The organism is Paenibacillus phytohabitans (assembly GCF_013141775.1).
GTDB lineage: Bacteria > Bacillota > Bacilli > Paenibacillales > Paenibacillaceae > Paenibacillus_AQ > Paenibacillus_AQ phytohabitans.
Window position 1 is genome coordinate 67,216 of the sequence record NZ_WHOB01000055.1, and the last position, 13,795, is coordinate 81,010.

The following is a 13,795-nucleotide window of genomic DNA, read 5'->3' on the forward strand; positions in this document are numbered from 1 at the left end:
TCAGCACTCCTTCATGCGGAAAAGAGGGTACGTATCGTATCCCTCTTCTTTCCAAACGTTTAGTATTGTGGGGAATAGGCCTTGATCTTCTTAAGATTGTTCCGCCATACTCCGGTTTTCCAGGCGAGCAGCCTGTCATATCCCAAGCCCGCCGCCTCCCTGTCTGCTTCCTCCATCAGCTGCCTGACCTCTTCCCCGCTTGCCGCAAAAATCATCCGGGGGATTACCTGCGCATACTGGTCTTTCAGTCTTTGCAGAATGATTCCCTCTTCGGAGGCAGGCGCCGGATCGAGATTGGAGAATTCGGTGATGTTCATCGCCGTCCTGAACGTTACATTCGCTTGCCCGAGTGTTGTCCAGTCCCGGGCCTCCGCAGGCAGCAGCTTCTCGCGTCTGGCTTTGGCTGAATCAATATATGAGGTATTACCATACCAGTTGAATTCTCCGATCTTCAGAGCATCATACTGCTTCAAATTACGGCCAATATAGGAATCATTTGGAACCGGAATTCCATCCTCCACTTTATCATAAAACATTCCCTGCGGCCCGAAGAAAATAATACGCTGTCCCTCCGGGCTCGTCGCCCAGTTCATATAGGAGAAAATGGCCTCCGGATCTCTGGCCCCGGTTGTAATCACATTGACATTCCAGCCCAGCGTATTGTATCCGGAAGGGTATACCTTATCCGGATCCACACCTGCCCGGTGCACCGGCCAGATGATATCGTATCCGTCTTGCGGATCTTTGGCCGAGAGCTGATTATCCGCCTCGCGGCCAATCCCTTCCACGATGGCGTCATACGCGCCGAATACAGCGATCCGGCCGGTTTTGAGCTTCTCCAGCACCTGATCCCGGGTTTCGGTTAATAGATCCGGAGACGTCAGCCCTTGGCGGACCAGCCGGTTAGCCAGCAGAAGCGTCTCCAGGAAAGCCGGATCCCGGTACACAGAAGTCAATCGGGAGCCGGCGGGCACACCGAAGATTTGTCCTGAACCGGGAGAGATGAAGCTTGGTGTCCGGTTATCCGCCGCACCGCTGTACAGCATGCCGATCATCTGTATATCCGCTCCGTCCCGGGTCTCCCCGAAGTCAATCGGGACGAGTTCAGGATACTTTTGCTGCACCCGCTTCAGATAAGCCTCCAGATCATCCCATGTCTCCAGCTTAGGGGAGCCAAGTGCCCGGTAGATCTTCTTCTCAACCAGGAAACCGGCGTTACCGCTGCCGTTGCTGCCGTTAATATACCAGTTCGGAATCTGGTACAGCTTGCCGTCTTCACTGCGCAGCATGTTCAATGTATCCTCGCCTATGGTCTGGACAAATTCAGGATATTCCGCCAGATAAGGGTCGAGTGCCACCAGCTTGCCTGCTTTTTGCAGCCGTTCCACATCCTTGCCCCGGTCCATGACCAGCACATCGGGAAGCTGATCCGAGACAATCATCGCGTTCAGCTTCTGGGCGGCAGCCCCGCTGGATTGTACCGGAGTGAGCGCAACCTTCAGATTATCGGTGATCCACCGGCTATGCGGCCTGCCCTCCCAGGTCGGAGCCGTATACCAGTCATAGTTCACAAATACGGTGAACCGGACCGGCTTCACCTTGGCAGCCAATGCTGAAAGGGCGGTGGCCGGATGATCCGCAGGCAACGTATTGCCGGGATCACCGGAACTGCCGGAATTGCTGCGATTAGCTCTATCAGCATTACCAGTCCTGTCAGTGGTATTGGCGTTACCAGTGCTACCGGCATCGGCAGTTCGGCTTGAGCTCAGTGCGTTAGGGCCGTCCTCCGAAGTGGCCTCCTGCGTTTGGAGGTCCGTTAGTTGACCGCCGTTTGAGCAGGCAGCAAGACCACCCAGAACCAGCATAACTAACAGCAATTGCAGCAATTTGCCTCCCCTCCCCCCATTGCAGGCAGCCCGGTTCTGCCTTTCCTGCAAGAACCGCAATAACATTGACCTGTGCATAATCCTCACCATTTCTTTACGTTGATGCCTCTATTCTATCGCCAATGCCGCCCTGATTAATAGACCGACATTTCCCATAAAGAATAGCCGTACTGTGTGCCCCTCTCCGTACCGTTCACCTTCACATACCGCGCGCTGACCGGGGTGAAGCTGATATCGTCCAGTTCCCCGTCTCCGGTTGCCGCCGAATAAGCCGTTGTCCAGTTCGTGCCATCTGCCGAAGTCTCAATGGTATAGGATTTGGCATATGCTCCCTCCCAGTTCAGCAGGACGCGGCTGACCGTCTGAGCAGAGCCGAGATCAACCTGAATCCACTGCGGATCACTGAAGGCCGATTCCCAGCGGGTGCCAGGATCCCCATCTACTGCTCCTGCAGCGGGCTGTTTCGGATTCTCCGAAGCGGTAACTGCCTTATTCAGGGCAAGGTTCACCGACGGCGGTGTTCCGCCGGTAATCACCTGCTGCACGGAGGCATCATTGTATCCAGCTGCAGTTACCGTAACCGCGTAAGTCTTCGCTGCTGGGAACAGCGCGGTGTTCAGCGTAATTTTACCGGCTGTCACGGTATAATCCGCAGCCGCCGCTGTAGTTCCATCCACCTTCACCGCATTGATTGCGCCTCTCCATGCTGCATTATCCGTGAATGTCAGCTCAACCGGCTGGCCGGCTGCATTCTGCGTTGTATCGGCTGCCAGGGCAGGCGGAGCAAGCGGTGTCACGGTGCCGCCGCTGCCGTACACTTCCAATTCCCATAAAGAATAGCCGTATTGTGTGCCGCGCTCCGTCCCGTTTACCTTCACATAACGTGCGCTGACCGGGTTAAAGCTGACATCATCGAGGGTCCCGTCTCCAGTTGTGGTGGAATACGCTGGCGTCCAGTTCGTACCCTCTGCTGAAGTCTCGATCGTATACGATTTGGCATATGCTCCCTCCCAGTTCAGCAGGACACGGCTGACCGTCTGAGCAGAGCCGAGATCAACCTGAATCCACTGCGGATCACTGAAGGCCGATTCCCAGCGGGTGCCCGGATCTCCGTCCACTGCACCCGCAGCCGGCTGTCTCGGATTCTCCGAGGCGGTAACCGCCTTGTTCAGGGCCAGGTTCGCGGAGGTTGTTCCGCCGGTGACCACTTGCTGCACTGAAGCATCGTTATAGCCCGTTGCAGACACCGTAATCGTGTAGGTCTTCGCCGCAGGGAACAGCGCGGTGTTCAGCGTGATTTTACCGGCTGCCACGGTATAATTCGCTGCCGCAGCTGAGGTTCCGTCCACCTTCACCGTACTGACCGCACTTCTCCAGGCTGCATTATCCGTGAACGTTAATTCAATAGGCTGGCCGGCTGCATACTGCGTTGTATCCGCTGTCAGGGCGGGCGGAGTGAGCAGCGTCCCCGAATTCACCTTCGTCGGGTCAACCTTCACCAGCTTCTTGGCTTCAACTACAGCAGAGCCCGTAATTCCTCCCGCGTTGCGGAACGTAACGGTAATTGCCGCATTCGTCGGATTCCAGACCAGTGCACTATATGCCGATCCTTTCTTATACACAGTTGCACTATACCCGTTCGCCGCCCAAATGTCTTTGGTGCGTGATCCAAGAGTGGCCATGTTATGCACGAACCAGTACGTGTTGAACAATTCATTCTGCTGCGGAAGTGCCGGATTCCATTTATTCAGTACAGCCTGCGGATCGCTCAGCGCCTGAATCGGCCAGACAATATGGTACCAGTCCGTTTCCGGCCCACCGTTATCTGCCACGAAGCCGCTGTATAATGCGGCAGCCTTGGCCGTGTCGAACCCGTAGCTGGTTAAATATTCAGCCGTTGGCAGCCAGTGAATCCCATAGACATACACCGGATTGCCGTTGAAAAAGGTTCCGAAGAAGTTCGAGCTTCCGTAAATCTGCCCGACAGATTTATGTGTATAGCCCGGAAGCCAGTTGTCCTGGTCGTAGTTGAACCAGTACTGCTGCACTGCTCTAAGCTCGGTCGTGAAGCCCATAATGGACGCATCCCGGAACGCTGTGTTGCCGGTCAGTGTGCTCCACATATACTGGCCTACCCAGCCGAACAGTGATTCCCCTGCCGCTTCCTGGTTATTGCCGCTGTCATTGTCAGCATAACCGCCGGCCCATGAATGTCCTTCATACGGGTCGAAGTTGCGGAAGTACGGATATTTCGGATCGTTCTTCGACGGATTGGCATAATCGCGGATCAGCTCATCAACCATCCCGCTGAATTTGTTCCTGAAGTCGGTATCATAGGTAGCGAGCACGGCGGAAGCAAAGACATAATAGCCATACGTAAAGTGATGGTCTGTAATGCCGGAGTTCGCGCCGAACTCGCTGTTCTTATAGATCAGAGTGCCCCAGTCGGAATTGTAGTCAAAATAGTAGTTAGCTTCTCCCGAAGTATACGTATACCAGTCTGTAAGCACCGTCTTCATCCGGGAAAGGAACAGATTCTTGTAGCTCTCGCTGCCGATTTGATCGGCGATCAGCACACCCATTGCCAGCGGATGCAGCTTCTTGCCCTGCCAGTACGCATCAGCCTGCATCAGATTGGTGGCGGTGTCCGTATCCAGCAGCGCCAGATAATTGAGCAGATCCTGTCGGGAGTAGCCGGAATCGCCGGGCTCGGTGAACTGCGGCACAATGCCGTAGAATTTATCGGCAGTGGCAAAGGAATTGCCCTCCGTAACCTTCATCGTTCCGCGGATCGACGGGAAGGAGACCGCAGTCAGCGGCGTAGTAGTAACCTTCCACTGGTGGGGAAGCTGCGCCATCAGCGTTGTATTCGGAAAGCCCGAACGCTTGAGTTCTGTAGTCGCATTGAAGGTGGTCGTGACATCCGATGTGGTCTCGTTGAAGGTATAAGCCACCTTCGTATCCGTCACGAATGCATATCCGTGCTGGTAGAAGTAATTCAGATTTGCGGGTGCCGGAAGAGCCGACAAGCTCAGGTAGTTCTGGCCTCCGCCCAGCTGGATTTTGAGCTTGGCGCCGACTTTCTTGAAGGTTGTGCCGGCCGGTGCATACAGTCCATAGTTTCGGGTCACCATTACGGGCGTTGGCGCGCCATTGGAATTCGTGACCGCAATGCCGATATGGTCTGCAGTAACCGTGGCGCCGTCAGCCGCCAGAATCGTATTATTGCTGTCATCGAAGAAGCGGGCCGTTGCCGGCAGGTAGACTTCAGGACTGGCCGGATCGCTGAATTGTGAATAGAGATAAGGCGAGCCTTTGACGAAGGTCGTCTTCATCTTCTCAGCAGTGCCATCGCTTAACACGGCAGTTGCTGACCAGTCGCCGTAAGCGGTTATCCGGTTCGACATCCCTGAAGTATTAATATTGCTGGCCATCAGGAACAGATCCGGGCTGCCTGCGGCTTCCTGCGCCTTGCCGTCGGCGCTTAAATAGCCTGCGCCCGGGTTCAGAACGCTTAGTCCCTGCTTGGTATATTTCGATTTGAGCGGAAGCGTAATAATACCGTTGCCGAGCTGATTGATCATGATCGACTGCCACCAGTCATTGGAAGGCAGCGGCGCAGTCAGTGCATCCGATTTATACAGCGGATATTTGGGCTGGGGAACCGAGAGGTCATTCGCGGCATAGCTGCCTTGACCTACGGCCACTGTTGTCAGCGCCGGCAGTGCCGGAATGTTATAGACCGGCTTGGGATCGCCTGTCACATAATCATACGCCTGGAATTCAAAGATCGAGTAGCCGAAAGAGGTTGCTCTGCTGATGCCGTTCATCCGCAGATAGCGGCCGCTGGCATAGACCGGAAGATTAAGCGTGCCTCCGTCGCCGTGAAGCTCCCGGTAGATTGTAGTCCATGAACTGCCGTTATTCGAAACCTGAATATCATAGGTCCGGCCGGCGGCAGCCTCCCAATTGAGGATGACCCGGCCAAGCGTCCGTACGCTGCCAAGGTCCACGCTAAGCCATTCATTATCGGTAGCGTTGGAAGACCAGCGCGTGGTCATGTTACCATCAAACGCCAGTGCCGGCAATGTGGAGCCAGCCGGGAGATAGTCAGCCACCTGATAAGACGATGCCGTCGCCGGCTTGTTCAAGGCCACATTCGGCCCTAGCACTACCGGAGGAGGATTAACGCCCCCCGTGCCGTAAACCTCGAACTCGAAGAGGGAAATGCCGTATTGCGTCAGGCTCCGCACGGTTGCAAATACCCGCACATAGCGGCCGGTGCCGCTAAGCGTGAGATCATCCACGCCGCCATCACCCGTAGTTGTGGAATAGACATCACTCCAGTTCAATTCGTCCGCGGATACCTGGATTTTGTAGGACTTGGCATACGCCCCTTCCCAGCGGAGTACAACGCGGTCTACTGCGGCAGATGCCCCGAGATCAACATAAATCCAGTTCGGGTCTGCCCCCCATGCACTGCTCCAGCGGGAACCCGTATTGCCGTCCACGGCCAGATCCGGGGTGTTATTGCCCTCCGTGCCCGACGCATAAGCAGGGCGGTCCTGGGAGAGCAGATAAGAGCCAGCGGCATGCGCCCGGCCGGGCGGAATGACCAATGCGACACTTAGCAGCATGATTATGCTCAGAAAAAAAGCGGTGCCGTTTATACCTTTCTTGCGTTTTAACCTTTTCGAATATGTCATTACCCTTAATCCTCCTCATGTCTATTGGTATGCAGCCATCCAGCCCATAGCAAATTCTTTCCCGGTGTGATCATCAGCCTCCTTTTACCTTGGTTTAAGCAGTCTACATCCCATGTATATAAGCGCTTTCATAGCTTCAAGCTAAGCGTACCTTTTACCGAAACCGGTTGCAATTATACAAATCAACGATTTTATGCAGAAAGTAAGGATTAACTTATTTTCGCAGCAAAAGCCCGCTCTTTCATCATCTAACGGACAAAAATAGAGGCTACTTCTGGGGCAGCCTCCGGTGAAATAAAGAGCACCAATGCTCCTCACTTCTTTCGGGGAAGCGCATTGTATTCGGTTTTTCACATACATCAGGCCTGATAACCCTCACAGAAGCACATTGTATTCGGTTTTTCGCATACATTAGGCCTGATAACCCTCACGGAAGCAGATTGCTTGTATTCGGTTTTTCGCATACATTTGGTCCGGTTACCCTGAGGGAAGCACATTGTATTCGATTTTTCGCATACATTTGGTCCTCCATCGGCCCGTCTTCCGGGGGTTCAGCGGAATTCCTGACGTATAGCATAATTTCCTAAATCACCAAAAAACCGGCCCCCATGGGGCCGGCCTCTGTTTCGTTACCGTTTGAGCCTATTTATAATGACGGTTCCTCATCCTTGAGCGCATCCAGAATCTGCCGGGCCAGCTTCTCGCCAATAGACAGAACACGGAAATCTTCCACGGAAGCTTCCTTGATCTTCTTCAACGAGCCGAAATGCTTCAGCAGCGACTTCCGGCGCTTCTCCCCGATTCCCGGAACCGAATCCAGCTTCGAGGTGACCATCGATTTGCCGCGCTGTTCGCGGTGGAACGTAATTGCGAACCGGTGAACCTCATCCTGAATCCGCTGCAGGAGATAGAATTCCTGGCTGTCCCGGGCCAGCGATACCGGTTCGGCGGAATCCCCGACCAGCAGCTGCGCCGTTCTGTGCTTATCATCCTTGACGATACCGCAGACCGGAATGAACAGACCCAGCTCATTCTGCAGAATATCGATCGCCGAGGAGATCTGGCCTTTGCCTCCATCGACCACGATCAGGTCAGGCTTCGGCAGATTCTCCTTGAGCACCCGTTCATACCGGCGGCGGATGACCTCACGCATCGTCTCATAATCATCCGGCCCCTGCACAGTGCGGACCTTATATTTACGGTACTCTTTGCGGGCTGGCTTGCCGTCAATGAACACAACCATGGCCGAGACCGGATTCGTCCCCTGGATATTCGAGTTATCGAAAGCTTCAATCCGGTTAAGCGATTCAAGTCCCAGGCTCTGTCCCAGACTGCTCGCCGCACCGGAGGTGCGCTCCTCATCCCGCTCAATCAGACGGAACTTCTCATCCAGCGCCACCCGGCTGTTCTGGCAGGCCATGCCGACCATCTGCTTCTTGAGCCCGCGCTGCGGCACAAGTACTTTGATGCCCAGCCATTCCTGCAGGGCTGCCGCTCCTCCGGCCGCGTCCACGGTTCCTTCAGCAGCCGCTTCCTGTTCCGCCTGCTCCTGCGGCGGCGCTGCAACCTCCGCCCTATCCTCCGCCTCCAGCGCTGCCTGCATTTCCCGGCTGCCCAGCATGCCTGCAGCAGTCTGCAAGCCCGTTACCGCAGCACCTGTACCGGTCTCTGGCGTTAGCGCTTTGACAGCTCCGTCACTCAGCATATCCGGCAGCAGGATCTCCTGCGGCAATGCCGGGTTATCGCTGTAATACTGCGTCACATAAGACATGAAGTCACTGTACGCCTCCCCGTAGAACGGAAAAGCCGACGAGTGGCGCTGAATCATTTTCCCCTGCCGCATATACAGGATCTGCACACACATCCAGCCCTTGTCTACCGCGTAACCGAAGACGTCACGGTCCTTGGTGTCAGCCGTATTGATCTTCTGCTTCTCCATCAGGGCATCGATGTGAATAATCTGATCCCGCAGCTCCTTGGCCCGCTCGAAATACAGCTCTTCTGCGGCTTCCTGCATTTTCTTATGCAGATCCTTCTTCACCGCATCATGCCCCCCGTTCAGGAAGGACGAGATACTCTGCGTAATCTCCTCGTAAGCAGACTTCGGCACTTCCTTCTCGCAGGGAGCCAGACACTGGCCCATGTGATAATACAGGCAGACCTCCTTCGGCATCACCCCGCACTTGCGCAGCGGATACATACGGTCCAGCAGCTTCTTGGTCTGCTGGGCCGCATAGCTATTCGGATACGGGCCGAAATATTTAGCTTTATCTTTCAGCACCCGCCGCGTGACCTCAAGGCGCGGATGCGTTTCATTCGTTATTTTCAAATACGGAAAAGTCTTATCATCCTTCAGCAGCACGTTGTAACGCGGCATATGCTTCTTGATCAGATTGCACTCCAGAATGAGTGCTTCCATATTGCTCGATGTGACGATATATTCGAAATCAACAATATTGGCGACAAGCCGCTGCGTCTTGCCGTTGTGGCTGCCGGTGAAATAAGAGCGCACGCGGTTCTTCAGCACCTTGGCCTTGCCCACATAAATAATCGTACCCTCATCATTCTTCATTAGATAGCAGCCGGGCAGATCAGGCAGCAGCGCCAGTTTGTTGCGGATATTATCCATATAATCCATGAGTTCTCCCCCACCTGTTACTACAGTGTTATAAGGTAAGTTTAGAATAGAATGTACTACAGATTCAAGCCTTATTATAGAACACCCGTTTCTATTTGACACACAAAGCGCCTTCGGATGACCGAAGGCGCTTTGTGTGAAGGGGCCGCGAGGCCCCCGGATACAGCAGAATTAATCTTTTATTGATGTTTTGCTACGATATTCTTAAGGGAATCCTTGGAGTTCAGTCCTACGACTTTGTCCACGGGTTGGCCGTCTTTGAAGAAGATCAGAGTAGGGATACTCATCACTCCAAAACGGGAAGCCGTCTCAGGATTCTCATCTACATTCAATTTAGCAATTTTTACGCCGTCTCCCAGCTCGGTGGACAATTCCTCCAGAATAGGGGCAAGCATTTTGCAAGGGCCGCACCAAGGTGCCCAGAAGTCTACTACTACAGTACCTTGACCTTCCACTTCATTACCGAAGGATTGGTCAGACACGTTCACGATAGCCATGATATTGTTCCTCCTCAAAGTTTTGTGAGCATCCGCTTCCTGAAACAGTATTGTTCAAAATACTTGGAAGCCTAAGCTTAGCTGTACGAAATAAGATCCGCTTCTATAGCGTGAGCCAAGGCGGCGAAAATTACTCCGAGAATATAGCGGGATAAAATGCTTCATGTAATATGATAACCAGATTACCATTTAGCGACACATCCACAGTATAACATAATTACAATGCATTTAATATATGTTTCATAAAATTATATTGTATAAAATCAAATTAGCCTAAGGTTTAACTTCATCGTCCGGGAGGTTCCGGATATCCCGAAATATTCGAATCCAAGCTTGTCATATAAGCGGACGGCCGCCTGATTCTCCGGATCTACACTAAGAGAAACCGATGGGTATCCATCGGATACGGCTTGCTGGATGATGGCCTCCATTAGTCTGATTCCCAAGCCCCGCTTTCTATAGCCGGGCCGTATAGCGACACCTAATTCAGGGGTTCCAGCATCCACGAATCCATAGCTTTGGTTCGTCTCATCAAACAGTCTGTACCATGCAGCACCTGCGGGCTGATTGTCAATCAGAGCGATTAGCGCCCTATCACCTTCTTTTCCCCAATTCTCGTTGTACTTCACGATATCCGGTGAACTCAGCAGCTCACTCCTGGAGGGCTTCCCTTGTACTATATTGATTGACTCATAATGCATATCCATTAGAAAATCGTATTCCTGCGGTTCCATAGGTCTAATACTTATCATCGAATCACCTCTTTGCATCTCATACAAGGCTAGGCGCTGATCTTATCTTTACATCTTCCCGGCAAGTTCGTATACTTGAAGAAAGCGCATTAATTGTCAATGACTTCTCTCACATGTATAACTGTAACTTACTTTGCACAGTCATGCAACAGCAAGGAGGAAGAAACGATGGATGTCAACGCGCAAGTCCGTGACCCGCGGGAGCATGTCAACGAAGAGCCCCGTAATGACCTTGGCGACCTAATGGCCGGTTTTTTTGGAATGACAGGATTTATGACCGTAGTTTTCTTCGGGATGGTTATCATCAAGTTCATTATGTCCGAATAAAGCTGCAGGCAGCAGAGCAACACCGAAGTTTACGCAAAAGCTAGATGCATACGGAGAACTCATACCAAACAGCGGCGGGGCCAGGGACTTCAATGTCCGGGTCCCGCCGCTGTTTGTGTGCGGCAGAGCGGCACTGATTTGAATCGTTGAGTAACGCAAAATCCTGCACCAAATACAACATTTTCTTCGCTTAAGCGGCCTAAATCGATGGACACCCCATTTCTTATGCTCCCAAGTTGCATTCCTTACAACATTTAGGCCTCTTAAGCAACAAAGGACGGACCACTCATAACCTCCGCAGCCAGCTAAGCGGCGGGATTATAAATGCTCCGTCCAGTTATACATATCATGCAGCGGAATTTATCTTACCGTACCCCGCTGATTGTCCCCATGGAGCGGAATGACATCCACAAACGGGGCGATCCGGTCCATCAGCCGCTGGCCTTTGTAGACCTCTTCGCCATCCTTGCTGGTCATGCTTAGATGCTTCTCCAGCCCATCCAGCGGATAGTTCGAGGTGTAGAAGGTCGGCTTGCGGTTCATCCGGTAATTCAGGATCGCACCCAGCACATGGTCACGGGCCCAGGGATTCAGGTTCTCGGCACCGATATCGTCAAAAATGAGCAGATCGCAGTTTTTCATCGTATCTACCATTTCCTTAAGCTTCTGGTTGTCCATCATAATTAACTTCAATTCTTCAATGAAGTCCGGCATGTATACAATCACGCCGCTGTGACCGGCAATCGCAAGCTCATGGAGCAGATAGCACATCAGGAAGGTCTTGCCTGTCCCGAAGCTGCCCTGCAGATAGATCCCGCGCGAAGTCAGGCCCTCGGCCCGCACAGTCGCAATGTAATCGAATATCCGGTTCACGGCACTGGCCCGCCGGGGGTCCTTGCCCATAATGTCCATCTCATCATATCCGCCGTTCAGCACCCGTTCATCCACATAGAAGCTGCGGATCCGCTTGCGGATGTTATCCTGGTTATCCTGCGCGATCTTCAGCTTGCAGGGTGTCTTGCGCTCATACAGATCAGGTATCCCGTTAACAGTCTCCACTGTAAGCTTGCTGTAGTGTCCCTGGAAATCATTCGGACAGTTCTCAAGGCCCGGACAGTTCTTGCAGTGGCGGTCCTCCTCGACATACTGGTAGAGCCGGCTTAAGTGCAGCCTCAGCCTTGACTCATCCAGCTCGGGATGATCAGCCTGAAGCTGCTTGACCAGGGGATTATTAAACAGTCCCTGCTCCAGATCACGGGAGCGCTGGCGCAGAGCGGAATTGTTCATCGAACGCAGCACTTCGCCCATAGACTCCATCGCCGCACCTCGCTTTCTTTAGGGCGTTCTCAGGACGCCCTTTTTCTTACTGGCCTTAATCTCGGCCGCTTTCTTCATCATCGCCGCGAATTCCTCATCCGATACGGTCCCGGCACTGCCGTCATCCAGCACAATCGGGATCTCCGGCTTGCCGGAACGTCCGGTGTTCTTCGTATATGAACGCTGGCGTGTCCCCGCCGCGGCCGTGCCGGCAGAGCCGGAAGCCGCTCCTTTGCCCTTCACCTTGGACTGGTCGCGGATATAACGCACAGCCTTCTCGTAAGTATTCACCTGCTTGACCAGCATGTTGGAGGCAATGGCCTCCACGAAATTGCGGTTCATCCGCTGGTCGCCGCCGGAGGCCACCATGGTCATCAAATAGTGAATGAGTACATTGATGACTTCACCGTTCAGCTTGTAGTTCAAATCGATCTTCTCGAAGATATCCATCAGCTGGCCCGGAACAGCCCCGGGGAAAAACGTCTGCAGCAGACGTGTATAAGGTTCGTTGCGCAGCATCATATTATATTGGTGAATGTCGCATTTGGACATAAATTGCGGAGGCACTTCTACATAGAATTCCATTTCGACAGACTGCTCCACCGGCGCACCGGAAGGATCACTCTCATCAGCGGCAGCAGAGCGCAGCGATACCACCTTGGCAGCGGCGATCTCACGTTTCTCCTGGCGCTTCATATCCTGGCGGAAATGCTGGCTGGCCTTGTACTGCAGTGTATCCAGAATCACCTCGCCATCCGGCGTGAAAACATCGTCCTCGTCCAGCAGGCGGCATAGATCCTGCGGGCCAAGCTCGTACTTGCGGGCCACATAATTAATAACGCCCATCTGGTTATGATCGAAACGCAGCTTCTCTACATGCGCACGGTTAACCGACTCACGCGGGAACCGCAGAATGATGTCGCTGTAGCCGATATTCGGCTCACCATCGTCAACTGTTCCCGGCTGACGCACGGTAGCCACCTCGGCCAGCGCCTGCTCCAGTTCGTAATCAATGACATGTGTATTGAGCTCAAAAATATCATAAAAGGGCAGCGAAATATTCTCTTTACCGACCGACCGCCGGCTCCATTCTTCCGGTTCCCGGTTCCAGAACTGCTCGCGCAGCGACAATACGGCAAATTTGCCGATCTTATCCCTGAGCAGCAGCGTTAAATGCTGGGTCGCAAAAAATTCCGACGGCGACAATGGCGGCATTAATTCGTACTCGTACATATAATCATCGTTCTCCGCGGCATAAATCCGGCAGGTCTGCAGCAGCCCCACCGCTTCCAGCCGTGAAGCCTGGTCAACTAAATATTTGCGGCCCTTCTCATTAGGCTCCACGCCCAGGGTCATAAAGAGCCTGCGCTGCTGCTCCACACCGGAGTACCCGATGGATTCAGCCGGAATATGCTCGAACAGCAGTCTGTACAGGCTGATGGCAAAAGCACCGACCATCGGCTGATAGACCGAACCGAGCATTCGTCCATCCACATGGCTTAGACCGAATTCGCGGGAAACGCAGTACCGATGATGTTCGGTGAAATGATGCAGGTTGCTCATACGCATCTGCGGAAAACCTCCCCCTCTTCTATACGAATTCATATAGATTTCTATTCTATCACAAAACACCCGGCCGGAAATGTAAAAAAAGGCCCAAAAAAGCTGCTTT

8 protein-coding genes are annotated in these 13,795 nt (G+C 53.3%); 1 reads left to right on the forward strand and 7 read right to left on the reverse strand.

Annotated elements, in window-relative coordinates; genetic code table 11:
* Positions 1 to 59: 59 nt before the first annotated feature.
* The 5 genes from GC101_RS17980 to GC101_RS18005 form a co-directional block, all read right to left on the reverse strand.
* Positions 60 to 1,886 (reverse strand): extracellular solute-binding protein, encoded by a 1,827-nt coding sequence (locus tag GC101_RS17980; protein WP_246354388.1) that lies wholly within the window; start codon positions 1,884 to 1,886, stop codon positions 60 to 62.
* Positions 1,887 to 2,020: 134 nt separating this feature from the next.
* Positions 2,021 to 6,592 carry a galactose-binding domain-containing protein gene (locus GC101_RS17990; protein WP_216626659.1) on the reverse strand — a complete coding sequence of 1,524 codons (4,572 nt, stop codon included), beginning with the start codon at positions 6,590 to 6,592 and terminating at the stop codon, positions 2,021 to 2,023.
* A 646-nt stretch (positions 6,593 to 7,238) separates the two neighbouring features.
* Complete coding sequence (gene uvrC / locus GC101_RS17995) at positions 7,239 to 9,230, reverse strand: excinuclease ABC subunit UvrC (protein ID WP_171718353.1); 1,992 nt, start codon at positions 9,228 to 9,230, stop codon at positions 7,239 to 7,241.
* 179 nt (positions 9,231 to 9,409) lie between these two features.
* Entirely contained in the window at positions 9,410 to 9,727 is a 318-nt protein-coding gene (gene trxA, locus GC101_RS18000) for a thioredoxin (RefSeq protein ID WP_171718354.1), read from the reverse strand.
* 263 nt (positions 9,728 to 9,990) lie between these two features.
* Positions 9,991 to 10,479, reverse strand: coding sequence for a GNAT family N-acetyltransferase (locus tag GC101_RS18005; protein ID WP_171718355.1), 489 nt, complete (start codon positions 10,477 to 10,479; stop codon positions 9,991 to 9,993).
* A gap of 168 nt (positions 10,480 to 10,647) precedes the next feature.
* Here GC101_RS18005 and GC101_RS18010 point away from each other — a divergent pair, with 168 nt between their 5' ends.
* Positions 10,648 to 10,806, forward strand: a complete 159-nt coding sequence (locus tag GC101_RS18010; protein WP_144026185.1) for a YqzM family protein — start codon at positions 10,648 to 10,650, stop codon at positions 10,804 to 10,806.
* Between the two features lie 360 nt (positions 10,807 to 11,166).
* On the opposite strand, the gene dnaI is transcribed toward GC101_RS18010, so the two are convergent.
* Positions 11,167 to 12,123, reverse strand: coding sequence for a primosomal protein DnaI (gene dnaI, locus GC101_RS18015; RefSeq protein WP_039306977.1), 957 nt, complete (start codon positions 12,121 to 12,123; stop codon positions 11,167 to 11,169).
* 18 nt (positions 12,124 to 12,141) lie between these two features.
* Positions 12,142 to 13,692 carry a replication initiation and membrane attachment family protein gene (locus tag GC101_RS18020; protein WP_171718356.1) on the reverse strand — a complete coding sequence of 517 codons (1,551 nt, stop codon included), beginning with the start codon at positions 13,690 to 13,692 and terminating at the stop codon, positions 12,142 to 12,144.
* Between the last annotated feature and the right edge of the window lie 103 nt (positions 13,693 to 13,795).